Annotated in this window: 25 protein-coding genes; 19 read left to right on the top strand and 6 right to left on the bottom strand. The window is 44.8% G+C overall.

Annotation, left to right across the window (positions count from 1 at the left end; translation table 11 throughout):
• Positions 1 to 265: 265 nt before the first annotated feature.
• The 5 genes from QOZ98_RS12745 (at position 266) to QOZ98_RS12725 (ending at position 4,715) form a co-directional block, all read left to right on the top strand.
• Positions 266 to 2,005 carry a carbon starvation CstA family protein gene (locus QOZ98_RS12745; RefSeq protein ID WP_308787802.1) on the top strand — a complete coding sequence of 580 codons (1,740 nt, stop codon included), beginning with the start codon at positions 266 to 268 and terminating at the stop codon, positions 2,003 to 2,005.
• A gap of 122 nt (positions 2,006 to 2,127) precedes the next feature.
• The gene (locus QOZ98_RS12740; protein ID WP_006829350.1) at positions 2,128 to 2,391 is read left to right on the top strand and encodes a cory-CC-star protein; all 264 of its coding nucleotides are present in this window, start codon (positions 2,128 to 2,130) and stop codon (positions 2,389 to 2,391) included.
• 24 nt (positions 2,392 to 2,415) lie between these two features.
• Positions 2,416 to 3,348 carry an ArsA family ATPase gene (locus tag QOZ98_RS12735; RefSeq protein ID WP_308787801.1) on the top strand — a complete coding sequence of 311 codons (933 nt, stop codon included), beginning with the start codon at positions 2,416 to 2,418 and terminating at the stop codon, positions 3,346 to 3,348.
• Between the two features lie 5 nt (positions 3,349 to 3,353).
• Positions 3,354 to 4,337: a zinc-binding dehydrogenase gene (locus QOZ98_RS12730; RefSeq protein ID WP_308787800.1), complete on the top strand. Its 984-nt coding sequence runs from the start codon at positions 3,354 to 3,356 to the stop codon at positions 4,335 to 4,337.
• Positions 4,338 to 4,406: 69 nt separating this feature from the next.
• Positions 4,407 to 4,715: a DUF4870 domain-containing protein gene (locus tag QOZ98_RS12725; RefSeq protein ID WP_308787931.1), complete on the top strand. Its 309-nt coding sequence runs from the start codon at positions 4,407 to 4,409 to the stop codon at positions 4,713 to 4,715.
• A gap of 271 nt (positions 4,716 to 4,986) precedes the next feature.
• On the opposite strand, the gene QOZ98_RS12720 is transcribed toward QOZ98_RS12725, so the two are convergent.
• Complete coding sequence (locus QOZ98_RS12720) at positions 4,987 to 5,427, bottom strand: YtoQ family protein (protein WP_308787799.1); 441 nt, start codon at positions 5,425 to 5,427, stop codon at positions 4,987 to 4,989.
• A gap of 52 nt (positions 5,428 to 5,479) precedes the next feature.
• Complete coding sequence (locus QOZ98_RS12715) at positions 5,480 to 5,701, bottom strand: transcriptional regulator (protein WP_308787798.1); 222 nt, start codon at positions 5,699 to 5,701, stop codon at positions 5,480 to 5,482.
• A gap of 129 nt (positions 5,702 to 5,830) precedes the next feature.
• On the opposite strand from QOZ98_RS12715, the gene QOZ98_RS12710 reads away from it, so the two are divergent.
• The 6 genes from QOZ98_RS12710 to QOZ98_RS12685 all read left to right on the top strand — a co-directional run bounded on the left by QOZ98_RS12710 (position 5,831) and on the right by QOZ98_RS12685 (position 13,581).
• Positions 5,831 to 6,997 carry an exonuclease SbcCD subunit D gene (locus QOZ98_RS12710; protein ID WP_308787797.1) on the top strand — a complete coding sequence of 389 codons (1,167 nt, stop codon included), beginning with the start codon at positions 5,831 to 5,833 and terminating at the stop codon, positions 6,995 to 6,997.
• A complete protein-coding gene (locus tag QOZ98_RS12705; protein ID WP_308787796.1) occupies positions 6,994 to 10,086 on the top strand; it encodes an SMC family ATPase in 3,093 nt (1,030 codons plus the stop codon). Before QOZ98_RS12710 ends, QOZ98_RS12705 begins: the two co-directional genes overlap by 4 nt.
• 175 nt (positions 10,087 to 10,261) lie before the next feature.
• Positions 10,262 to 10,474: a hypothetical protein gene (locus tag QOZ98_RS12700; protein ID WP_308787795.1), complete on the top strand. Its 213-nt coding sequence runs from the start codon at positions 10,262 to 10,264 to the stop codon at positions 10,472 to 10,474.
• 116 nt (positions 10,475 to 10,590) lie between these two features.
• Positions 10,591 to 11,859: an acetyl-CoA hydrolase/transferase family protein gene (locus QOZ98_RS12695; RefSeq protein WP_308787794.1), complete on the top strand. Its 1,269-nt coding sequence runs from the start codon at positions 10,591 to 10,593 to the stop codon at positions 11,857 to 11,859.
• 113 nt (positions 11,860 to 11,972) lie between these two features.
• A complete protein-coding gene (locus QOZ98_RS12690; RefSeq protein WP_407676712.1) occupies positions 11,973 to 12,416 on the top strand; it encodes a MarR family winged helix-turn-helix transcriptional regulator in 444 nt (147 codons plus the stop codon).
• Positions 12,409 to 13,581: an MFS transporter gene (locus QOZ98_RS12685; protein WP_308787792.1), complete on the top strand. Its 1,173-nt coding sequence runs from the start codon at positions 12,409 to 12,411 to the stop codon at positions 13,579 to 13,581. The genes QOZ98_RS12690 and QOZ98_RS12685 overlap by 8 nt, the downstream gene beginning before the upstream one ends.
• A gap of 526 nt (positions 13,582 to 14,107) precedes the next feature.
• Here QOZ98_RS12685 and QOZ98_RS12680 read toward each other — a convergent pair.
• Positions 14,108 to 14,887: a 2-keto-4-pentenoate hydratase gene (locus QOZ98_RS12680; RefSeq protein ID WP_308787791.1), complete on the bottom strand. Its 780-nt coding sequence runs from the start codon at positions 14,885 to 14,887 to the stop codon at positions 14,108 to 14,110.
• Positions 14,888 to 15,092: 205 nt separating this feature from the next.
• Positions 15,093 to 15,740 (bottom strand): PAQR family membrane homeostasis protein TrhA, encoded by a 648-nt coding sequence (trhA, locus tag QOZ98_RS12675; RefSeq protein WP_308787790.1) that lies wholly within the window; start codon positions 15,738 to 15,740, stop codon positions 15,093 to 15,095.
• A gap of 140 nt (positions 15,741 to 15,880) precedes the next feature.
• On the opposite strand from trhA, the gene QOZ98_RS12670 reads away from it, so the two are divergent.
• Positions 15,881 to 16,453, top strand: a complete 573-nt coding sequence (locus QOZ98_RS12670) for a DUF1836 domain-containing protein (RefSeq protein WP_308787789.1) — start codon at positions 15,881 to 15,883, stop codon at positions 16,451 to 16,453.
• A complete protein-coding gene (locus QOZ98_RS12665) occupies positions 16,453 to 16,917 on the top strand; it encodes a YaiI/YqxD family protein (protein ID WP_142827404.1) in 465 nt (154 codons plus the stop codon). Before QOZ98_RS12670 ends, QOZ98_RS12665 begins: the two co-directional genes overlap by 1 nt.
• A gap of 22 nt (positions 16,918 to 16,939) precedes the next feature.
• Here QOZ98_RS12665 and QOZ98_RS12660 read toward each other — a convergent pair whose 3' ends face one another.
• Positions 16,940 to 18,049: an S-layer homology domain-containing protein gene (locus tag QOZ98_RS12660; protein ID WP_308787788.1), complete on the bottom strand. Its 1,110-nt coding sequence runs from the start codon at positions 18,047 to 18,049 to the stop codon at positions 16,940 to 16,942.
• Between the two features lie 167 nt (positions 18,050 to 18,216).
• Between QOZ98_RS12660 and QOZ98_RS12655 the strand changes: the two genes are divergently transcribed.
• Complete coding sequence (locus tag QOZ98_RS12655) at positions 18,217 to 18,912, top strand: type 1 glutamine amidotransferase domain-containing protein (protein WP_308787787.1); 696 nt, start codon at positions 18,217 to 18,219, stop codon at positions 18,910 to 18,912.
• 3 nt (positions 18,913 to 18,915) lie between these two features.
• On the opposite strand, the gene QOZ98_RS12650 is transcribed toward QOZ98_RS12655, so the two are convergent.
• Positions 18,916 to 19,797, bottom strand: coding sequence for a glycerophosphodiester phosphodiesterase family protein (locus QOZ98_RS12650; RefSeq protein ID WP_308787786.1), 882 nt, complete (start codon positions 19,795 to 19,797; stop codon positions 18,916 to 18,918).
• Between the two features lie 187 nt (positions 19,798 to 19,984).
• Between QOZ98_RS12650 and QOZ98_RS12645 the strand changes: the two genes are divergently transcribed.
• From QOZ98_RS12645 to QOZ98_RS12625, 5 genes are all read left to right on the top strand, one after another.
• Positions 19,985 to 21,055, top strand: a complete 1,071-nt coding sequence (locus QOZ98_RS12645) for a type III polyketide synthase (protein WP_308787785.1) — start codon at positions 19,985 to 19,987, stop codon at positions 21,053 to 21,055.
• Positions 21,052 to 21,564, top strand: coding sequence for an isoprenylcysteine carboxyl methyltransferase family protein (locus QOZ98_RS12640; RefSeq protein ID WP_308787784.1), 513 nt, complete (start codon positions 21,052 to 21,054; stop codon positions 21,562 to 21,564). The genes QOZ98_RS12645 and QOZ98_RS12640 overlap by 4 nt, the downstream gene beginning before the upstream one ends.
• Before the next feature lie 95 nt (positions 21,565 to 21,659).
• The gene (locus tag QOZ98_RS12635; protein ID WP_308787783.1) at positions 21,660 to 21,941 is read left to right on the top strand and encodes a hypothetical protein; all 282 of its coding nucleotides are present in this window, start codon (positions 21,660 to 21,662) and stop codon (positions 21,939 to 21,941) included.
• Between the two features lie 92 nt (positions 21,942 to 22,033).
• On the top strand, positions 22,034 to 23,128 hold the full coding sequence (locus QOZ98_RS12630; protein WP_308787782.1) for an AI-2E family transporter: 1,095 nt from the start codon (positions 22,034 to 22,036) through the stop codon (positions 23,126 to 23,128).
• Between the two features lie 117 nt (positions 23,129 to 23,245).
• Entirely contained in the window at positions 23,246 to 24,031 is a 786-nt protein-coding gene (locus tag QOZ98_RS12625; protein ID WP_308787781.1) for a transporter substrate-binding domain-containing protein, read from the top strand.
• Position 24,032: the final 1 nt, after the last annotated feature.

The raw sequence follows: 24,032 nt of genomic DNA, 5'->3' as shown, positions 1-24,032 counted from the left end.
AATCAGTGTCCCTCTATCGCGGCAAAAAGAAGAAGCACTGGGTTGCTCCATATCTTAATGGCAAGAGAGCTGTGCAGAAAATGGTTGCCTGAGATTTTTTGCATCCTCTTCTATTAAAATAGTTTAAGGAACATGACTTTTAAAACGACGTTATAATATAAATGAAAAATTTATCAGAACATTTACATTATTGTGTCACTCCTCTATGATTAAACTACAAGTGCTTTGTTAGCGCTTGCAAAAAATAGGAAAAGGGGTTGGGGTTGTGAATGCCATTGCATTGGCCGCTATTGGAATTTTTATTTTTATACTGGGGTACCGCTTTTATTCCAAATTTGTAGCAGAAAAGATTTTCAGGCTAGATCCGAATTATGTAACGCCGGCGCATCGCTTTAAAGATGGCGTGGATTTTGTGCCTACCAACAAATTTGTGTTATGGGGGCATCACTTTACTTCCGTTGCTGGAGCTGCCCCAATTTTAGGACCAGCCATCGCTGTTTATTGGGGTTGGCTGCCTGCAGTGTTATGGGTAGTGCTCGGTACAGTTTTTGCTGCAGGTGTCCATGATTTTGGAACATTAGTACTGTCAGTCCGGAACAAAGGGCAGTCTGTAGGAACGCTTGCCCACCGTTTAATTGGCCAGCGAGGAAAAATCTTGTTCCTGTTTATTATTTTAATTTTGGTTCTTATGGTTAACGCGGTATTTGCATGGGTTATCGCTAACCTATTCATTTCCTACCCGGCAAGTGTCATCCCGGTATTCATCCAGATTCCATTGGCAATTTGGATTGGTCATGCCGTTTATAAGAAGAATAAGAAAATGCTCGTTCCATCACTTATCGCCTTGGCAGTCATGTACATAACTGCTGTAGTTGCCAGCCAAGTGAGCTTTTTGCAAATCGATCTTGTCCAATATATGGGCGGAGAAGACGGTGCGGGACTATTTGGCCTGGGATCAATCTCAACAGCTTTCTTTATCTGGATCATCGTGTTGATGATCTACGTTTACATCGCCTCCACCTTGCCGGTATGGAAATTGCTCCAGCCGCGTGACTTTATCAACTCGCACCAATTAATTGTAGGACTTGGTATTCTTTATCTTGGATTGTTGTTTACCAATCCAGAAATTACGGCACCCGCAACCAATCCAGATGCAGATATCTCCTGGTTCCCGTTGCTGTTCATTACCATTGCTTGTGGAGCAATATCCGGTTTCCATGGCTTGGTATCGTCCGGAACTACTTCAAAACAGCTGGATAAAGAAACCGATGCCCGTTTTGTCGGTTATTTAGGAGCAGTAGGTGAAGGGGTTTTGGCTCTGATTTCAATTATTGCCGTTATTACTTTGTTCCCTGACCGCGAATCGTTTTTTGCGACATACAGCAGTTTCCAGGCATCCAACGGAGCTGGACTGGGCGCCTTTATCGAAGGAGCTACCAACTTGGCTCAAGGTTTGCTCATTCCTGCAGATGTTGCTTCAACGATTGTTTCCATTATTGTTGTTTCATTTGCCGCCACCACTTTGGATACTTCCGTCCGCTTGATGCGCTATATCATTTCGGAATTGGGCGTAGAATACAAAATTCCATCCCTTGAGAAAAAGCATGTTGCGACAACAATTGCTGTTGGAGCAAGTGCCGCACTGGTTCTTCTTCCTGAGGGGCCAAACGGCTTTGGTTCAGGCGGCTACTTGTTATGGCCGTTATTCGGTACAGCCAATCAGCTGCTCGCGGGCATCAGTTTGCTGCTGATTTCCATCTGGCTCCGAAAACTTGGCCGCAATTACATGATTACCATCATTCCAATGATTTTCCTGATGTTCATGACACTTTGGGCAATGTTCCAGCAAGTGTTCCTCCAATGGGCTTGGTACGCAGACCAGCCAAGTACGCTGCTGTTTGTCTTTGGAGCCATCATTTTCGTCTTTACACTTTGGATTATCCTGACAGCTATCCAGGCATTGCTGAAGAAAACAGATCCTGATTTCTCAGGAGACGACGAATAAAGAAAAAGTTCAAGCAGTGAATGTTTCATTCCACTGATCATTAAAGCAGAAAAAATAGGAAGACGGCCAAGGGATCATGCGTTTTGTGGTCCCTTCCGTTTTTAAAAGGAAGAGGTGCTGATATGTTGGTGTTCGACAAATTAAAACAGTTGATCGCTTTTTATGAGGCCGTCCTTGAATTGCCGCATCGCACTGAAATTGCCCGGGAACTTCGGGATGAAGACGATCTATTCCTCCTGATGCTTTATTCGGAAATGCTGGGGATACCCAATCCGGTGTACTATTATACCTTGGAATTGTATCCGTACATGATTGAAGAATTCCATGACTGGCATTTGCGTATGGGCATGGATAAATCACCGTTAACCGGCATTCGCTGCTGTTAGTTTCTTTAGGAATGAGGGAATAGAATGGATGTATTATCAAAAAACATCATTTTTGTTGGAGGAAAAGGCGGTGTTGGGAAATCGACATCAGCTGCGGCCATTGCTTGGCGATCAGCCAAAGACGGCAATAAGACATTGTTGATCTCAACGGATCCAGCTCATAATGTAGGGGATATCTTCAATCAAAAAATTGGCGGCAAGACGAAAGCAATCGCTGACAATCTCTATGCGCTTGAAATTGATCCGGAAATTGAAACAGATAATTACATTAAAACAGTAAAAGCCAATATTAAAGGAACCGTCCACTCCAGTATGATGGAAGAAGTAAACCGCCAACTGGATACGGCAAAAGCCTCTCCTGGTGCAGATGAAGCCGCATTATTCGACAAGCTGATCCACATTATTTTGGAAGAGCGTCAGAACTTCGATAAATTGGTGTTTGACACTGCTCCGACGGGGCACACCATAAGGCTTTTGACGTTGCCGGAATTGATGGGAGTCTGGATTGAAGGGCTTCTTGAAAAGCGCCGCAAGACAAATGCCAATTACACACAGTTGCTGAATGATGGCGAACCGCGGGAAGATCCGATTTATGATGTGTTAAGAGAACGGCAGGAACGTTTTTCAAAAGCACGGGATCTCCTGCTTGATGAACAGAAGACTGGATTTATCTTTGTGCTGAATCCGGAACGACTGCCTATTTTGGAAACAAAAAAAGCATTGGAGTTGCTGCATAATTACCATCTTCATGTGAATACGCTCATTATTAACAAAGTGTTGCCAAAAGAGGCCGATGGTGAATTTTTAATGGAACGGAAAAAGCACGAGAAAAAATACATGCAGCAGATTGAAGAAACTTTTCCAAATCAAAAACTCGTTTATGTTCCCTTATTTTCGCAAGACATTGTCAGCAAAACGCAATTGGAATTATTCAGTGAACACTTTAAGGAAGGATGATGGATTTGAAGGCATTTGTAATAGAATCCGGTGAGTTGAAACTGAAAGATATGGAGGAGCCGAAAGCGAAACCAGGAGAGGTCGTCGTGTCACTGAAAGCTGCTGGCGTCAATCGCAGAGATTTGGGTTTGATCAAACGTTATGGAGACAATCCTTCAGCTTTGATCATTGGATCTGATGGCGCTGGAGTAGTGGAGTCCGTGGGTGAAGATGTCATCGACTTTACTGCTGGAGATGCAGTGATCATTAATCCAGCATTGCGCTGGTATACAAACAGCGAAGCGCCCCCTCCGGAATTCGATATTTTGGGCATGCCCGACCACGGAACTTTTGCTGAAAAAATTGCTATATCTGCTGGCCAATTGGAAAAGAAGCCCCGTTATCTGAGTTGGGAAGAAGCCGGGAGTCTGGCGTTGCCGGGAGTAACCGGCTATCGCTCCCTGTTTACGAAAGGGCAGTTGAAAAAAGAAGATACTTTGTTTATTCCGGGTGCAGGCAGCGGAGTGGCAACGTTCTTGATCCAATTTGCTAAAAGTGTGGGAGCGAGAGTGATCGTCACGTCCCGCAGTGAAGAAAAACGTCAGCAAGCGGAAAAGATTGGCGCCGATCGGGCCATTCCCACTGACAGTGATTGGGTGAGGGAATTGGCTGATGAGAAGATTGACCTCGTCATCGACAGCGTCGGAGGGGCAACCTTTAACCGCTCACTTGAGGTTTTGAAAAAAGGCGGGCGGATTGTCATTTTCGGAGCTACTACAGAAGACAATGTCGATTTCAATCTTCGCCAATTCTTTTACGGGCAATACCAATTATTTGGTTCAACTATGGGTAGCCGGGAAGAGTTGCGAGACATGCTGAAACATATGGAAGCAACTACTATGCGGCCGGTCATCGACAAAGCATTTCCGATGGACCAAGCACAGGAAGCGTTTGACCATTTAGCTTCCGGCAGCCAATTCGGCAAAGTTGTTTTAAGTATCAGCCAATAAAATATGAAACTTTATAGTCAGCCATCCGTATAGTAGAGTATAAGAAAGATTTGACTGGAGGGTTGCATGATGGAAAATACAGGCTTGAAAATACTTGTCCATGCCAGTGCGTTTTTCGCTCCGTTCCTTGTTCCTGTGATTGTGTTTCTGATTTCACAAGACAAAGAAGTGAAGAAGCTGTCAATCCAGGCGCTATTGTTCCAACTGGCTTTAGGGGTGTTGATTTTCATCTCGAGCTTGCTGATTGTTTTCATCATCGGAATTCCGATGCTGATCGTATTCGGACTGATGGGCATCATCATTCCAATTATGGGGATTATCAGAGCGCTCAACAATGAACAATTTGACTATCCAATAGTTGGAAGCTGGTACCAATAAAAAAAGCCCCGAGGGGCTTTTTTTATTGGAGTGAAAGCGAAGAAGCTGGCGGAGTTGATGCAGAATAGTTGTATAAGTCAGAACTAAAACTATTTCTTGCTCTCCGCGTCGTGGACGTTGGATAGGGTTCCTGTAAGAAGCCTGGGCCGTTTAACGCGCTAATGTTAAGAAATCTATTGGATTTTAAGATGAGCTTGTGCTTTTCTACTATTTTATAAAAGATAAAACAGCGCTTCTCTCCTTTAAAGACAGAGGGAGAGAAGCGCTGTTTTTATTCGGTAATATAAGCCAGAGCCTTGATGGCCTGGTCGCAAGTTTCGACTGTGGCGTTTGCTTTGCGGGACAATTCCTTTAAAGGATGGTGTAATTTCTCCGGGCGGATGAGTATGACCGGCTTGCCTAAAGCAAGGGCTGTGCTGGCATCCATTGCCGTGTTCCATTGCTTGTACTGTTCGCCAAAAAGCGCAATGACCAAATCGGCTTTGTGCATCAGGACGCCTGTGCGCAGATTGTTGAAGCTGGAAGCGGCTTGGTCCTTAGCGATAGCATCAGACTGTGCACCAAGAATGTCTTCGCCAATATTATCCGAGCGTTCATGAATTTCCATCGGTCCGACAAAGTCGATCGGCAAATCCAAAGCTGCCGACTTTTTCTTGATTTCTTCGCGCCAGGCGCTGTGGATTTCTCCAGCAAGATAAACAGTTAATCTCATCATTTCACCCTCCAAAACCATTTCTTTCAGTGTATCATAAGGGCGAATCGGCTTAAATGATCTGGCGCTCTTTATGGATAACGGGCATCAATGAAAGCACATTATCCATTTTAAAGGTGCGTTTTTTGCGGCGAAGAAAGCAATAGGCCTGGAACGAGTCTCCATGGACCTTCAAAATTTTGATGCGGCGTTTGCTGATGCTTCCATCATTGGCCATATACATCATGTCAACAAGCTGCTGGTATTTAAAAGCCTTCAGGATTTGTGCTTTCATGAGTACCCTCCTTTTAATAAGAACGTTTGTTCTTATTATAGAACATAAATCCGATTTAAACAAGCAGACAGTATCGTGTATAATGGAACGAACATATATTCTTTTGCAAGTCGAGAAAGGGGTAATTCGATGAAGTTTTTTCATACCGCCGACTGGCATTTAGGCAAGCTGGTACAGGGAATTTACATGACAGAAGAGCAGCAGATAGTGCTTGAGCAATTCATAGATGCTATAAAAGAAGAACAGCCAGACGCGGTTATTATTGCAGGGGACCTTTATGACCGTGCAGTACCGCCAACTGACGCCGTCAATTTATTGGATGAGGTGCTGGCGAAAATCGTGTTGGAATTGAAAACACCGGTCTTGGCTGTGGCAGGAAACCATGACAGTCCCGGAAGGTTGAATTTTGGCAGCCGGCTGATGAAAATGAATGACATCCATATTGCTGGGCATGTTCATAAAGAACACCAAGCGGTTGTTCTGGCTGATCCTTTTGGGGAAGTCCATTTCCATCTGGTGCCTTATACAGATCCATCAATGGTCCGCTATGAGTTTGAAGATGATGCCATTCGGACCCACAATGATGCCATGAAAGCCATCACAGAAAATATCAAGTCAGGGTTTGATCCTCAAGCCCGCCATGTGTTTGTGGGGCACGCCTTTGTGACGCCTCACGGTGAACAGGAAGAGAACACCAGCGATTCTGAACGGCCGTTGTCAATTGGCGGAGCGGAGCACGTGGATGCCCATCATTTCGAAGGATTTCATTACACAGCGCTCGGCCACTTGCATAAAGCTCATTATGTGTTGAATGAAACCATCCGTTATTCAGGATCGCCTTTAAAGTATTCGATCTCAGAAGAACATCACCAAAAAGGTTTCCACATTGTTGAAATGGATGCTGAGGGCAGTGTTTCAGTGACAAAGCGATTGTTTTCGCCGAGACGCAATCTGCGTACGGTCGAAGGCACAATGGCTGAGATTTTGCATCACGAAATCAGTGAAGATTTTGTCTTTGTGACATTGCTGGACGATGCGCCGGTATTGTTTCCGATGGAAAAAATACGCTCAGTGTATCCAAACGCGATGCATGTGGAACGCAGAAACTTTTCAGCAAGCATGACGCAAATAAAAGCTGATTCGCGCCAGAAAATGGATTCACTGTCCTTGTTCCATGCTTTTTACGAAGAAGTGAAAGGTGAAACAGCGACAGATGAAACAGCCAAAATTTTTGAGGATGTACTTCAGGAGTTTCTGCATGAGGAGCCGGCTGGAAAAGAAGAGGTGAAATCATGAGGCCTTTAAAATTGAAAATGACCGCATTCGGTCCCTATAAAAATACCGAGGAAATCGATTTTGCTGATTTACAGGGAAATCAGCTGTTCGTCATTTCGGGTAGTACCGGTTCAGGGAAAACCACCATTTTTGATGGCATCTGCTTTGCCTTGTACGGCTCAGCCAGCGGTTCCGACAGAAGTGAATCACGTATTTTAAGAAGTGATTTTGCAGATGATGCAATGCACACCTGTGTTGAAATGGAATTTGAAATTCACGGCAAGATTTACCGGATTCTTCGTCAGATGGGCCATGTGAAAAAAGGCAATAAAAGCGCAACCGGCGAACGCTACGAGTTTTTTGAGCGCAACGCGGAAGGAGAAAAACCTTGTGTCGAACGACAGATTGTCTCGGAAATCAATCGGCGCGTTGAAGAGATTCTCGGTCTGACACAAAACCAATTCAGCCAGATCGTCATGCTGCCGCAAGGCGAATTCCGCAAGCTGCTGACGTCTGAAACAGACAACAAAGAAGAGATTCTCCGGAAAATTTTTAAAACAGAGCCTTATAAGCTGATCAGTGAACGCCTCAAGCAAAAGAAGGATGCTGCTGCCAAACTCTTTGAGCGCGAACAGCATGTTCTGGGCAGCTATGTCCAACGAATCACCTCTTCCTTGCCGGAACGTGATTCGGAGCTTTTTGACGTGTTGGGCCGGGAGCATATGAACATTAACCAGGTGCTTGACGGTCTTCAAAAAGAGATTGTCTATTACAAGCAAAAGATCGGTTTGGATGAACAGAAATACCAGGCAGTGTATGGGCTGCATGCAAACAAGTTAAATGCTTATCATGAGGCGAAAAAGTGGAATGACCGCTTTGGCGAACTGGACATAAAAAAACAGCAGCTCGAGCAGATTGAACAGCAGCTGCCGCAGTATGCAGAAAAAGAAATTGCTCTGCAGTTGGCGGAACGCGCCAGTTATATTGCCGGTGTTGAAAGCCTGTTCCAGGAATTGCAAACCAATGAATTGGAGAAAAAAGAAGTGCTTACGTCAGCGGTACATCAGCAGCAGCAGTCGGAACAAGCAAAGCTTGCTGCCGAGCAGTTGTTTATGGAAGAAAAGGAACTTCAGGGTGAGCGGGACGGGCTGCGTGAAAAGATCACTTACCTGGAACAGCTGTCCCCGGCAATTCAGGAGTTAGGCCAGAAAAAAGAGAATCTGGAACATCTTGAGAAAGTTTCGCAACAATCAGAAGCTCGTTTTAAGCAAGTAGAAGAAGAATACAGCATCAAAAAAGACGACAAGCAAAAATTGGATGGAAAAGTCGCCCAATTGGAAGTCTTTCTGGAATCATCTGATGAAACACAGCAGGAGCTATCAGTTGTCACAGAGAAATCCCGCAGAGCTGCTGAGTACCTTGTGCTCAAGCAGCAAAGGCAACAGCAAGAAACCAGTCAGGAAGCGAAAAGAATGGCTTTTGAACAGGCCGACGGTTCTTATCGCCAGCTGGAAGCGCAATGGTTTTCCAACCAGGCGCATATTTTAGCTGCCCAATTGCACGATGGCGAAGCCTGTCCAGTTTGCGGCAGCGTGGATCATCCTGGAGTAGGCTTGAAGAGCGAAAAACAAGCGGTGTCAAAAGAACAAGTAGAAGCTGCAAAATCTGATTTTGATGCAGTTGATAGAGAATATCGCAATGCGTCAGCTAAACTGTTCGCTTTGCAGGAGCAATTGGAAAACAAAGAAAAAGAACTCATAAACCTGGAACTGGTTCCAGAACAGGCAGAAGAACAGTCGCATGGACTGGAACAAACCAAGCGCCAGTTAACCGAACAAATAAAAGAACAGCAGAGGGCAAAACTTGAGTTGCGGAACTGGAAAGAACAATTGGCTGGTTGTGTGCGCAAAACTGAACAATTAGAGCAAAATAAACGTGGATTGGCGGAAGAAGTGCAGAAACAGCAATCTTCCTACGAAACGTCCAAAGCCGTTTTTGAGAACCAATTGGCTGCTGTGCCAGAAGATCTACGGGAGCTTACTGTTTTGAAACAACAGCTGCAGCAAGCTGCTTCCCGCAAACAACAATTGGAGCAAAGCTGGACCAGCGCACAGGAGCAGTTTCAACAATCGAAAGAACGCTTGGCAAGTGCCCTGGTTTCTGTGCAGCATGCCAAAGATACTGCAGAAGAAATAGCACAAAAAAGGGAACGAGCTCAACAGCAGTTTGCGGAGGCTTTGGCAAAATCTTCATTTGATTCTGAAGAAGCTTATCAGCAGGCTAAAATGGCAGAAGCAGTATTTACTGCTTTGAAAAAAGAGGTTCTGGAGTTTAATCAAACCCGCCATACGTTATTGCAGCAAGTCAGCGAACTTGAAGAGCTGCTGGCATCTCAAAGCCGCAAGGACTTAAGCGAGGCGGAAGTGGAGCTAGTGGAACTAAAAGCTGCTTACGAGCAAGCACTGGCAGAGCGCAATCGTTCACAGGATTTTGAAAAGGCTGGATTGGGCTTGATTGACAGCATTCATCAGGTGATTGGAAAAGCGCTTGAAGCTGAGCAAACTTTAAACCGGATTGCCGATCTCTATGATATGATTCGTGGACAGAACGGTTTGAAGATTTCATTTGAACGCTATCTGCAAATCGAATATTTGGAGCAGATTATCCTATCGGCCAATGAACGATTGAAGAATTTATCGAATGGCCAATTTCACTTGATCCGCAGCGACCGCCAGGAAGCGCGCGGCAAACAAAGCGGGCTCGGATTGGATGTCTACGATGCGTATACGGGACAGACGCGTGATGTAAAAACTATGTCAGGCGGGGAAAAATTCAATGCATCGCTATGTTTGGCGCTCGGAATGGCAGATGTCATACAAAGCTTCCAAGGCAATGTGTCGATTGATACAATGTTCATCGATGAGGGATTCGGTTCGCTTGATGAAGAATCACTCAACAAATCGATTGAGACCTTGATTGATCTGCAAAAATCCGGGCGGATGATTGGCGTCATTTCACATGTCCAGGAACTGAAAGCAGCAATCCCGGCTATTCTGGAAGTCGAAAAATCAAAAGAGGGCTACAGCCGTACGAAATTTCTCATCAAATAAATAAGCCTGCACAAGTTAAACTGAAACAGAATAACTTTTTAATTCAGCTAAATATAGCAGTGTCTCCGACGTTTAGACTTGTCCTAAAAGGTAAAAGTAGACAGAGTGGGATAAATTGCAGAGAATGATAAAGTGCTTTGCTTCGAAAACTATGAAAACCAAAGGAGTCAAAAACATGAAGAATTTTAGTTTTAAGGCACGAATCCTTTATTTCGGTGCAATTGCTTTAATCAGCCTGGCTTTCTTCACTTTACAGCTCGTTGCTGTATTAGAGGGGTCTGATGGAATAGGCTCCATTATTTTAGTAATCTTATGGGCACTGATGGCATTATTCGGCTTGGCCGGTGTTGTTTTTGCTTTAAAAAATCGTAACCGTCAGAAAAACTGACGGTTTTTTTTATTTGGACTAAAAACGCCGAATAGTGCATAAATTTCGGAAATAATGGGGTCTGCACAATATATGATAAAGTTGTAGCATAACAGCACACAAGGGGAGGACATAAAATGGGGAAAGAATTAACGCCACAAGAAGTTATAGAGCTAATCGATTCGAAAGCGGATCTGATCATCCCGATTGCCAATGGGGAACCGATTCGCCTTCTGGATATATTGGAAGAAAACGCCGAGCAATTGGACGGGGTGAAAGTCCATCAAATGCTGGCATTGCGTTCACGTTCTTACATACAGGGCGAAATAGAGCAGTTAAAGCATGTTTCGTATTTTTTGAGCGGGGCTACGCGAAAAGTTTACCAGCAGGCTAAGATGGATCTCGTTCCAAACAATTTTCATGAAATGCCGCGCATGCTTCAAAAAGTCACTAAGATGTCGATGATTTTGACAGTGGCTTCGCCCATGGATGAACACGGTTATTTTACATTGGGCACGCAGGCCGATTATATTGCTGATTTCATTGGGAAAGTGCCGTTCATTTTGGAAGTAAATGACCAGATGCCGCGGACATTCGGGCGAAATCAAATTCATGTCAGCCAAATTTCAGGATATGTGCATCATCATGCCGCTCTATCAGAAGAGCGAGTCCTCGAAGCCAGCGATAAGGATCTGCTGATTGCTTCTTCGATCATTCAGGATATTCAAGATGGCGATACGTTGCAGATTGGAATCGGTGCTGTTCCCAATGCTGTTATCAGCATGTTAAAAGACCACCGCCATCTAGGAATCCATACCGAGATGCTGCCGGACGGCGTCGCAAACCTGGTAGCTGCCGGCGCAGTAGATGGAACACGGAAGTTTACGAATCCTGGAAAAATTGTTGCAACTTTCGCTTTTGGGTCTAAAAATCTGTACAACTTTATCAATAACAACCCGGCCGTTGAATTTCAGCCGGTGAGCGTCGTCAACGATCCAAGGGAAATTGCTAAAGAAAAGAATATTGTCTCTATCAACTCGACAACCGAAGTGGATTTGTTCGGCCAATGTGCATCCGAGACGGTTGGCGGCAAATATTATTCATCAAGCGGCGGACAAGTTGATTTCGCACGCGGTGTCCGGTTCGCAGAAAATGGCAAAGGCTATATTTGCATGCCATCGACTGCGAAAGACGATAGCTTGTCGCGTATCAAATTGAACCTGACTCCAGGATCAGTGGTGACCACCGGCAAAAATGACGTGGACAATATTGTCACTGAATATGGAGTTGCCCGGTTGCATGGCGTATCTATTTCAGAGCGCGCCAAGCGCTTGGCAGCAATCGCACACCCAAAATTCCGCGAAGAACTGTTGTTCGATGCAAAAAAACAAGGATTTCTAATTTAATACCAGCAGAAAAGCCGTTTCCAGATGGAAATGGCTTTTTTGAGAGTCGAAATGCTTTTCTTTACAAAGAAATTAAATAGCCATATACTTACCTAAGTAAATAAAATGCGAGGATGAAAAGCATGAGAAACCTGCTGTTTCACGAGATCCATCAAAAATCCCGTTTATCCATCAAGGAAGTAAACGAAGCTCTTAAGGAATTTGATTTATACAGTTCCCAGTGGTCTATATTATTTTGCCTCAATCAATTTGGTTCGATGACACAGAAAGAAATCTGGCAGTATTTAAATGTCGAGGCACCGACTGTGACAAGGACAATTGTCCGCCTCGAGAAAAGCGGGTGGATCGCTCGCCGTGAAGGAAAAGACAAGCGTGAACGGATCGTTCAGCTTTCCTCTTTTGCTGAACAAAAACTGCCGGATATTGAAGAGCGGATTCGGCAGACAGAAGCCAGCCTGGTTTCCAGTTTGACGGATGAAGAAAAAGAACAGTTGCTTGTGTTGCTGAAAAAAATAGGAATAACGGGTTCTGAAGAAAAGGATGTAAGGAATGGCTGAAAAAAGACCAATTTGGACAAAAAGTTTTATTAATATCTCAATCAGTACTTTTTTTATTTTTGTGGTTTTTTATGCGCTGCTGACGTTTATGCCGCTGTATGTCTTGAACGATTTAGGCGGTACTGCTGCTGAAGGTGGAGTGGCGGTTTCGATCTTCCTGCTGTCTGCCATCATCATGCGTTTTTTTGCGGGCATGATTTTGGAGAAGTTCGGGAAGAAAAAAATCCTGATTATTGCGCTCTTCTTGTTTACCGTCAGTACCGTGTTTTATGTGTTTGTCGGAAGTTTTGCAGTGCTTTTGCTGCTGCGTTTTTTCCAGGGCATCTGGTTTAGTTTGGTCACGACCGTAGCTGGTGCCATCGCAGCGGACATCATTCCGCCAGAGCGGCGCGGAGAAGGCTTGGGCTACTATGGCATTGCCATGAATCTGGCAGTAGTTGCAGGGCCGTTTATTGCGTTAACGCTTCAGCTTTATATGCCGGCGCAAATTGTTTTTATTGTACTCGCCGTTATTATGGTGATCGGTTTCCTATGTGCCTTAGGTGTTAAAGTGGAAGAAGAGCCCGTTGTGAAAAGTGGCAAGCATAAACTGACGATTAACGATTTTTTGGAGAAAAAATCGTTGCCGATTGCCAGTGTCGGCTTTTTCATTTCGTTTGCTTATGCCAGCATCCTGACGTTTATTTCCGTCTATGCCGAATCGCTTGGACTCATCAAAGCAGCGAGCTTTTTCTTTGTGGTATATGCGATCGCTATGCTTGTTGTGCGGCCGCTTACCGGGAGATTGTTTGACGCCGTAGGTCCGAGCGTGGTCATCATTCCTTCCATAATTATTTTCGGAGTGGGATTAATATCGTTGAGTTTTACGGAATCTTCGTGGATGCTGCTGGCTTCAGGTGCACTGGTGGGTCTTGGCTACGGGACCTTGCTCCCGAGCTTCCAAACCCTGGCCATTCAAGCGGCTGATAAGCATCGCAGCGGCTATGCCACAGGAACCTTTTTTGCTTTATACGACAGCGGGATTGCGGTAGGTTCAGTCTCACTCGGAGTCCTTGCAGGAATCGCCGGTTATTCGAATCTGTATTTGATGCTTGGCATTTTTGTCATCCTCATTGTCTTTTACTATATGTGGATGATGCCCAAGGAACAGCGTTCTTCCCATTAAAGAATAGCAATATAGAAAAAGTGGTGCACAAAGAAAATTGTGCACCACTTCAGACTGTAGACAAAATCTAACCGAAATGAATAGTAGTGTATCATCCCAACCGGTCCGGCCACTTCGCTTTCCGTGGGCTCAGCTTCAGCCTCCTCGTCACTGCGTTCCTGCGGGGTCTTCAGCTCTCGCTGTGCCACAGGAGTCTCGTGGCCAGCCCGGTTGGGAGCATGCGGCTTTAATTAAAGAGAGAAGCCTGTTCGCCAGTTTCTCCATGACACTGATTTCGACAAGCCTGATCATCACCTCACTGCAGGATCCGGAGCGCAGGGCGGCGACTCCTGCGGGATAGCGAAGTGCCGAAATCCACTCGGACCCAAGTCCGAGTTAGTTCGGCGCAAGCCCGCGGAAAGCGTCCGCCTGGAGCGCAGTATCCCGTATAAACAAGCTAAAATGAATATTCATTCTTTGAATTTCATAAATACTCTTTTGTCTACAAGCTCAAGTGGTGCACAAAGAAAATTGTGCACCACTTTTGTTATTCGACGGTCAAGGTTACCGAGCCAAGCTCCCCGTAACTGGCTTCGTAAAGTCCTTTTTCAAGAGGTTTTGGCAAAATGAAAGTGCCGGATGAAATGGCCATGCCTTTTTTGATAGCCAATCCGTGCTCAGCTAGTTCATTGGCGAGCCACTTAACTGCATGGATGGGATGATCCAGCACTTCAGAGGAACTACCTGCAGCAATTTCTTTGCCGTCCAATGTCAATGTGCCGGCCAAATTTTCCAGTTGGCTGTATACGATATTGTCCTGCGGCAGGCCCGTAATGATCTTTCCAGCCACTGCACTGTCGGCGATCACTTGTCCGAGTGTGATTTTAGGAAACCAGTCGTCAAAGCGGGAATCCGGAACTTCAATGCCTGGAGCGACTTGGGTTTTTTCTAGCAACGCATGAACATCGTCAGCCGCAGACAAATCTTCCTTGGCGATAAAAATCAATTCGATTTCGATTAAAGGAGAAGATAACGAATCAAGTTCGATGACGCCATTCGATAAAGCAGATGTGGTGAGAGCCCCATACAGCGGGGTTTCTGATTGAAAAAGATTCTGGGTCTCTTTGCTTGTTAAGCTGATTTTATAGCCCTTCAACTCTTCCTGGCCCTTGCTTGTTTTGTTTGCGGTAACAGCGTGCTGTATTGCGTATGCGGGGTTCTTCTCTAACGCAGCTGGTATCTGATCTTTAGCTATGGTGTGTCCGTTTTGATAGGCACTGTATAAAATTTCTGCCATTTCAGTTTGATTAGAATCTAAATTTTTCATAGATATGCCCCTTTCAGATAAGTTAGCTCCTATCATATCATTATGCCCGTCGAATCTACACGGGGCGCTTCCGCTTTTCTGTGTCCAGACTCCAGCAGCCAGCTCTTTGGGTCATAAGCCAACCCAGCTGTGCGGCTGAAAACACGCCGCTTCGCCGGAGCGTCTTATGCCCGTCGAATCTACACGGGCGCTTCCGCTTTTCTTGTTACAGCACATAAAAATAAACGGCTAAGAAATGGCAGAGGCTGCCGAACAGGATGAAGAGGTGGAAAATTTCATGGAAGCCTAAATACTTGGAAGAGAGGAAATCGGGTTTTAATCCATAAATGATCCCGCCCACTGTATAGGAAACTCCACCTGCGACAAGCAGCAGCAAGCCGGTTAGTGACATGCTGTCTGAAAGCGGCACGACAGCGAAAATAATGATCCAGCCCATGGCGATATAGATGGCAGTCGACAGCCATCTCGGGGAATGAAACCAGACCATCTTAAAGAAGATGCCGCTCAGTCCCAAAATGGCGACAAGCGAAAATAGTGTCCAGCCGAGTGTTCCGCCAAGAGCAATCAGGCAAAAGGGTGCGTATGAGCCTGCAATTAAAGCGAAAATCATCGAGTGATCCAGTTTCCGCAAGAATGCAATAATGTAAGGTTGTGAAAGAGCCGAATGGTAAATCGTCGAAGCTGTATACAGCAAAATGAGGCTGATGCCAAAAATGGCAACTGCGGCAACGTGCAAGAAAGGTTCATTGGCATAGGCCGCTTTGATGACCATCGCTAAAAGTGCGGCCAGTGACAATACAGCACCTGCCAAATGGGATAAGGCGTTAAAGGGTTCTCGGATATATGCGTTCATGTGAAACAGCTCCTTGTTATATGTAGTTATTGAAACTACATATAACGATACTCGCATCGCTAAACAGAGTCAAGTTTGGAGAAAACTTGATGGTGATGTAAAATAACGAGTATGAAACGGCTGAGGGAGTGTGAATGTATATGGAAAAAGCAAATAGCATCATCCAGGAGATGGCTTTTCATAATCAGGTTTTGCCGGAAGATATTCCGAAGATCGACCTGTATATTGACCAGGTTATTCAACTATTCGAATCCAATTTTTCCGAATCGAAACGGCATCCAGACGAAAAAATACTTACCAAAACCATGATCAACAATTACGCAAAAGGAAAACTGTTTTATCCAGTTCAAAATAAAAAGTACAGCCGCAACCACATTATGCTGATCAGTTTGATTTACCAGATGAAAAGTGCGTTATCGATCAATGACGTCAAGTTGGTATTGAATGGCATTAATGAAAAGGCAGCACAAAAAGAGCTGGACCTGGAGCGGTTTTACCAAAGTTATCTAAAGCTTCAGCAAGGCAATACGGAGATTTTCGCGGATGCACTGGATCAACAAGTGGCAGAAGCTTCCAAACAAACAGCGGATGACGAGGACGCAGAGGAGCTGGAACAGGTATTGCTCATTGCGTCACTGGTGCATACCAGCAATCTTTACCGGAGAGCAGCCGAGAAATTGGTGGATAGAATGGCGAAAGGGGCGAACGAGTAATGGTTAAAATTCTTATTGATGCAGATGGCTGTCCGGTGGTCGGACAAACCATCGATTTGGCTAAAGCTTACCGCTTGCCGGTCATTTTGATTTGCGATACTTCCCATGAAATGCATCGGGAAGGGGCGGAAACGATTACTGTGTCAAAAGGAGCGGATGCCGTTGACTTTGTCCTGGTCAACCGGGTGGCAAACGGAGATATTGTTGTTACCCAGGATTATGGACTGGCGGCAATGGTTCTTGCCAAGCGCGGCATTCCGATTGACCAGAACGGCCGCGTCTACTCTGATGAAAACATTGAACAATTGCTCCACGGCCGACACGTTGCCAAAAAAATCCGTCAAGGCGGAGGCAGGATGAAGGGACCGAAAAAAAGGCGAGCCGAAGACAACGAGAAGTTTGAAGAGGCTTTAACAGCACTTTTGAAAAAAATAAAGGAAGACAAAGAAAGACCCGGCAACTAAAATGCCGGGTCTTTTTTCTGAGTTAGACAGTCCAGCGATCATTAACAATCGCCACTAGCACCCAGTCACCGTTGCTGTTTTTCTCGAATACCATGTTCAGGCTTTGCCAGTCCATTTGGTCATACTGAGCTGTGCCAGGGAAATAGAACTCAACAATGGTCGCTTCGGGATACAGGCGGTGAATAAACTCATGCGTAGTTGGCTGGATAGTTCGCCCATAGCGTTCTTTGGCAGTATAGGTCGCATCCGTATCCATCAAGTAAGCATTGTAATACTCAGCAGGTGTCAAATTGATTTCAAAACCGCTGCCATCCTGATAGCCCCATAAATAATCATTGGGGTTGTTCATAAAGCCTGGCAGCTGAGCTTTGGTAAAAGTGACCCCGCCATTATCAATACAGCCACCGCTGTAAGGGCAGAAGGTCAATCCATCCGAAGAGCTGACAAAGGCCGCCACATCACCAAAATCTTCAGCTTGCAAATCCGCCAGAATTTCATTGGCTGTCATCAGTAATTCCTGTTTTTCAGGAATGAAAGACGGCTCGATTGCACGGGCCAGAAACGCAGAAAACTGAGCGCGTGTCACAGGGATATCGGGGCGGAAAGTGTTGTCCGGATAACCGCGCGCGACACCTTGGTATGCAAGTCTTGAGACAGCATCAAACGCAAAATGATTTTCCCTCATGTCGCGGAAATTATTGTCTGGTGCTTCAGGGAAATAGAAGGCTCTATCCAGTATAGTGACTGTCTGAGCACGGGTGACCGTCCAATCAGGTCGGAAATAATTGTTCGGGAACCCAACAACGATCTCTTCTTCAACAGCAGAAGCAATATAACCGGAAAAAGGATGGCTCGCAGGTACGTCCCTAAAGCCGGTGGAGCGTGATGTGTCATCCAGATTCAAGGCACGTCCGATCATGGCGACAGCATGAGCCCGGGTAACAGGATCGTTTGGTCTGAAGGTTCCATCAGGATAACCATTGATGATCCCTTCTTCATACAGGTAAGCGATTTCAAAAGCGAACGGATGATTGGCAAATACGTCATCAAACAAAACAATCGCTTTGGCGGGAGACGAAAACGAACTGAGCACGAGGATGACAGCAGCTAATAAAGACAATAAAGTCTTCATATCTATCCCTCCCTATTTGATCTTATTTTACCACATTGAAAAGTAAATAGTAACAATAAAATGTTATATAAAATAAAATAATGATTAAAAAATAGCTGGAGAGTAGTTTTAGGAAGGACAGGGAATAAAAGAGGAAATACGCTAAATTAAGGCGAAAGGAGATTGTCATGAAAAAAATCTTGATTGTCGCGACGAACGCAGCCTACATTGGAGTCAGAGACAGAAAAACGGGGCTTTGGCTGAGGGAATTGACCGATTTCTATCATGAAATCAAGGATGATTTCAAAGTGGATATTATCAGCGCTGCCCCTGCCCGAATTCCGATTGATCCGTTAAGTTTGATGGAAGCGGTGGTCCATAAGCAAACCCGCCAGTATTATTTGGATGACGGATTGATGGACAAATTGAAAAGACCACTGACACCGGAGCAGGTCGAAAGCTGGGACTATTCCGCGATATTTTTTGCAGGAGGCCATGGTGCAATGATCGATTTTCCAAATCATCCAGGTTTGCAGCAACTGACGGCTTCCATATATGAAAGGGGTGGTGTGGTGGCAGCCGTTTGCCACGGGCAGAGCGCTTTGCAGAACATTCATTTATCCAATGGCCGAAACCTGTTGGCAGGGCATGTTGTGACGGGATTTTCAGATTTGGAGGAAAAAATGATGGGGATGTACAGTGATATTCCGTTTTCATTGGAGCAGGCACTGAGAAACCAGGGTACCTTATTTCAAATAGCTCAGCTGCCATTCACCGCTTGTGTGATTGAATCCGGACGCTTGGTTACCGGACAGAATCCGGCGTCAGCAAGCTTGGTTGGAAAAAAGGTGAAGAGCTTATTACAAGCGGTAAACCCGGCTTAACCATCAGCCGGGTTCGTTTATCTTCATCTTCTTTTCTGCGTAAGCCATGAATTGCAAGGGATAATTGGTTTGAACGAGGCTGATGCCGCGATCTATAAACCAGCCCCAACCTTTATCAGGATCAAGTAGGGACAAAGAGTCCGAGTGGCGGGCATTTTCAGCAAAATCAAGCGCGTTGCCCCATAAGTTCGTATGGCCTTTGAGTTTGGCAATGACAGCATCCGAAAGGACTTCGTCATCTTCTGTGTAAAAAAGAAGTTCGATTGCCGTTGGAGAGATGGTCTCCAGCAACAGGTCGAGTTGGTGAAGGTTGTTGTCGCTCAGCTTGTGCATATAAGGCATGTTCCGTGGATTTGAATCAAAAAAAGCGGCTAATTGCTTAACGGGCCTGTCACTTTTTAGCAGGAAATGATCAAACAGGTCATGCTGCTCAACGAGTTCATAAAGTTCATGCCGCAATTTCCATGCCTTATCTGCATTGATCATGGCTTTTCCTTTAATCATCGGCAGTACTTCCAAAAGAGTAGGCACTTTTTCATTTGTGTTTTTGGCGTTGGGACCGCCAGTCAATTCTTTTAATGACAATTGTTTTATTTCCGATAAAGTCAATTCATCTACTTCTCCGGAGCCGTTCGTCGTTCGGTCAACTGTCGTATCATGCATGAGAACGATATGGCCGTCTTTAGTCACCTGCATGTCCAGTTCGATTAAATAAATATGATGGTCAATGCAATGCTGAACAGCAGGAAGCGAGTTCTCAGGAGCAGGATTCCACAGGCCGCGGTGGGCAACGGGAGTGAGTAGCTGCTGTTTTTCCTGTAAAGCTTTTAAAAAATCTGTGTAGCTGGCTAATTGCCATCCGAGTTTCTGTTGGTTCAGCGACATATGCTTCCTCCTAGTCTTCTCCTTTCAGTATACAAGGTTCGGATGCATAAGTTTATTGAGAAGCTCAACCCAGTGGTTTTAGAATATCCTTGACAGCTGACACAGTGCTTGCAGCACAGAAGGTTAGGGGTGGTCTGCTGCATAAGAAATATAGTTTGGAAGTTACGATTTAGAGGAGGAAATGTGGATGGCAATGATTCGAAAAGTAGTAACAGAAAATGCACCATATCACGTAGACCAAAAAGAAATTGTCGGTGTGGTCCGAAGTTTGTTCGGAGGCGACTATAATGACATCGAAAGGCTCTTAAAGGTGTTTGGAAACGGCCAGATTGAAGGCCGCTATTTTGCTGCTCCTTTGGATTGGTTTGAAGAAGAGCGGGGACTGGAAGAAAAGAACATGCTTTATGTGGAAGAAGCTGTGAAAATGGGAAGCCGCGCTGTGGCCCGGTGTTTGGAAGAGGCGAAGGTGGACAAAGAGGATGTAGATGCTTTTATCTTTGTGTCGAGTTCCGGGATGTCTACACCAACGATCGATGCCCGGATCATGAATGTCCTGCAGATGCCTCAGCATGTAAAACGCATTCCTTTATGGGGGCTCGGTTGCGCAGGGGGAGCATCAGGCCTCAGCCGTGCTGACGATTATTGCCGGGCTTATCCGGAAGCCGTGGTAGTGGTTCTTTGCCTGGAACTTTGCAGTTTAACTTTTCAGCGCTCCGATCGCTCAAAAAGCAATTTGATCGGAACTTCCCTGTTTGCGGACGGTGCTGCCTGTGCTTTGGTGACAGGAGACAAAGTAAGCTTGCCGGGTGAAGGATTCCATATTAAAGAGTCACAATCAACGTTAATGCGGGACTCTGAAGATGTTATGGGCTGGGACGTTAAAGATGAGGGGCTTCACGTCGTTTTTTCGCGTGATATTCCAAAAATCATTGAAAAATGGCTCAAACCCAATGTAGATCTGTTTTTAGAAAAGATTTCAAAATCTTCATCAGATATCACCCATTTCATTGCACATCCAGGCGGCAAAAAAGTATTGACAGCATACGAAAAATCGCTTGGCCTGACAACGGACAAGACGGATATTTCAAGAGCAGTGCTTGCTAAGTATGGCAATATGTCTTCTCCTACTGTGCTTTATGTGCTGAAAGACTTTATGGAAACGAAACCTACACAGGGAGAAGAAGGCTTGCTTACCGCCTTGGGACCCGGATTCAGTTCAGAGATGCTATGGCTTGAATGGGGAGAGTCGGTGCGATGACCTTCTTTTATCTATTAATCGGTTTTGTCGTTTTGCAACGGCTGTTGGAAGTGGTGTATGCGCGATTTAACGAAAAAGCTATGAGAAAACAAGGTGCCATCGAATTTGGCGCTGAACATTATAAATGGATCGTCCTGCTCCATGTGCTTTTCTTCGTTTCACTCATCATCGAAACTTGGGTGTCTGGCACCGGGCTGGGGACCGGCTGGCAGATCTTTTTAGTGATTTTTGCCATCGCACAGCTGCTTCGCTTCTGGGCTTTAACGTCTCTGGGCCGTTTTTGGAACACGAAAATACTCATTCTGCCTGGAGCGGATTTAGTGAAGAAGGGCCCATATCGCTGGCTGCCGCACCCTAATTATCTCGTCGTTGCCATGGAGATCGCTGCATTGCCGCTTATTTTCGGTGCATGGAGAACAGCTTTGATTTTCAGTATTGCCAATGCTCTTCTGCTTTTGCTCGTACGAATTCCGGCAGAAGAAAAGGCTTTGCAGCAACTGGAATCTTGAAGGAATAAAAAAATTCCACTGGACTAGTTAAAAAATCATATATAGGGTATACAAGTAGAAGTGAAAAAAAACACGTATTTTTGGAGGGACTTAAAATGAAAAAATCAACAATGAATACACTGATTGGCAGCTCACTTGCAGCAGCCTCTGCAATTTTTGTTTTTAAAGCGTATCAGGCAAAAAATACTGTAAGTGTAGTAGAAGACACGGATATGCGCAACAGCTCGAAAGTAGATGAACGTGAAAGTGTTAGCGTTTTAGAAGATTCTACGGAACAGGGCTTGTCTCAATTGGATTCTGCTTACCGTGAAGAATGGCAGGCCAATGCATTCCCGCAAACTCATAAAGAAATGCGCGAACTTGAAGAAGATAAATAAAAGCATTGGAAAAAGCGAAAGCAAAGTTTCTTTTTGCTTTCGCTTTTTTATGTGCAAAAAATACCTGTTCTAGCAGGGAAGGAGGAGTCACTATGTGGATTAAAAAACCGTTTTTCGAATACACGACCGCGATTTTACTCGTTGCAGTCACTTTGTTTTTCTTGGGAAAGATTGATTATGTTTTTGAACCCTTACAAATCATCATCGCTACTATTTTTGCTCCGGTTCTAATCGGAGGGTTACTCTATTATCTATTGCGTCCATTTGTGCGATTGCTGATGCGTTACATGTCTAAAATTGCCGGGATTGGAATTGTCTTTACTGCCATTATCTTAAGCTTATCCATTCTGCTTTATTTCTTTGGACCGGTCATCTCGGAGCAAGTCGAAAGTTTGGCAAATCTTGCGCCTTCAACAGTGGAAGAAGTGACCGAGGAATCGAACGATATGCTGTCCGGTTTTCAATTGGGTGGGGTCACGGGCCCTGAAATAAAAGCATGGGCTGTGGACTACCTGGAAAATCTTTCAGAAGGCTTGCTGAGCAACGTCATGAATATTTTAACGATGGTTATGAACATTGCTATTGTCCTGATCGTTGTACCTTTCGTTCTCTTCTTCTTATTGAAAGACGATGAGAAATTCGTTCCGCATCTAATAAAGTATTTGCCGGAAGAGCATAAGCTTGAAGGGGAAAAGCTATTAAAAGATGTTGATCGTACTTTGTCTGCGTTCATCGTGGGACAAGCCATTGTTGCTGTTGTAGTGGGAACCTTAATGTATATAGGCTATTTGATTATTGGATTGGATTATGCCCTTAGTTTAGCCATTTTTGCGATGTTCTTGATCATTGTGCCGTTTTTAGGTCCACTGATTGGTATTATTCCGGCGTTGTTTGTTGCCCTCATGAGCGGCGACATGTGGATGGCGCTAAAAGTTATTTTGGTTTTGCTGGTCGTACAGCAGCTTGAGGGGAATTTGGTTACCCCAAATATCATGAGCAACCGCTTGAATATCCATCCGTTGACCATTATTCTACTGCTGATGATTGCAGGAGCTTTGTACGGATTTGTCGGTATTCTGATTGCCATCCCCACATACGCAGTTGTGAAGACTCTTGTTCATAATTTCCGGCTGTTTAACCGCTTGCGGAAAAAAAGAGAAGTTGCCAACAATAAAGAGGTTATATAGTCCTCATTTATTTTTGCTGAATGTTGGTTATTTTCTATCAAAGGTTCTGAAATTGAGAAGATTGTGATATATTAATATTCAGAAAGACCGATGAAAGAAAACAAGGGGGAACTACTAATGAAAAAATGGAGTCTATTAGCACTATTGATTGCAATGATGCTCGTGCTCGCTGCATGTGGATCTGATGAAAGCGAAGAAGGTACGACAAGCGAAGGTGGCGGCAGCGAAGGAGAAACGTATACAGTGGGTATCGATACCACCTATCCGCCTTTCGAATTTGAAGTGGATGGCGAATACACAGGAATCGACATTGACTTGATTAACGCTATTGCTGAAAATCAGGGCTTTACAATTGAATTCAACCCGATGGACTTTGGCGGAATCATCCCGGCACTGCAAGCAGACCAATTGGATGTTGCCATTGCGGGAATGAGTATTACAGAAGAACGCCAAGCAGTAGTTGATTTTTCAGATCCGTACTTTGATGCAGGATTGTCTTTAGTTGTTGCTGAGGACAATACGGACATCATGGCTTTGGAAGATCTTGAAGGAAAAACTGTAGCTGTTAAGAGCGGGACAACGGGTGCACAATTTGCTCGTGACAACGAAGATGAATATGGCTATACGGTTTCACAATTCGAAGATAGCCCATCGATGTTCCAGGAAGTTTCAAACGGCAATGCCGATGTTCTTCTGGAAGATTATCCGGTTATTGCCTATGCAATTGCTGAAAGTGAACTTTCTTTGAAAACTGTTGGTGATCGATTAACTGGAGATCAATACGGAATTGCGGTATTGAAAGGTGAAAACGCAGAGCTGCTTGAACAGATCAATGCAGGCCTTCAGGAATTGCGGGACAGTGGAGAATATGATGAAATTCTAGCGAAGTATATCGCGGAATAAA

Origin of the sequence: Planomicrobium stackebrandtii (assembly GCF_030814955.1) — a bacterium.
Classification (GTDB): Bacteria; Bacillota; Bacilli; order Bacillales_A; family Planococcaceae; genus Planococcus; species Planococcus stackebrandtii.
Note: the sequence above shows the minus strand (reverse complement) of the source record. Positions and strands in the feature narration are given on the sequence as shown.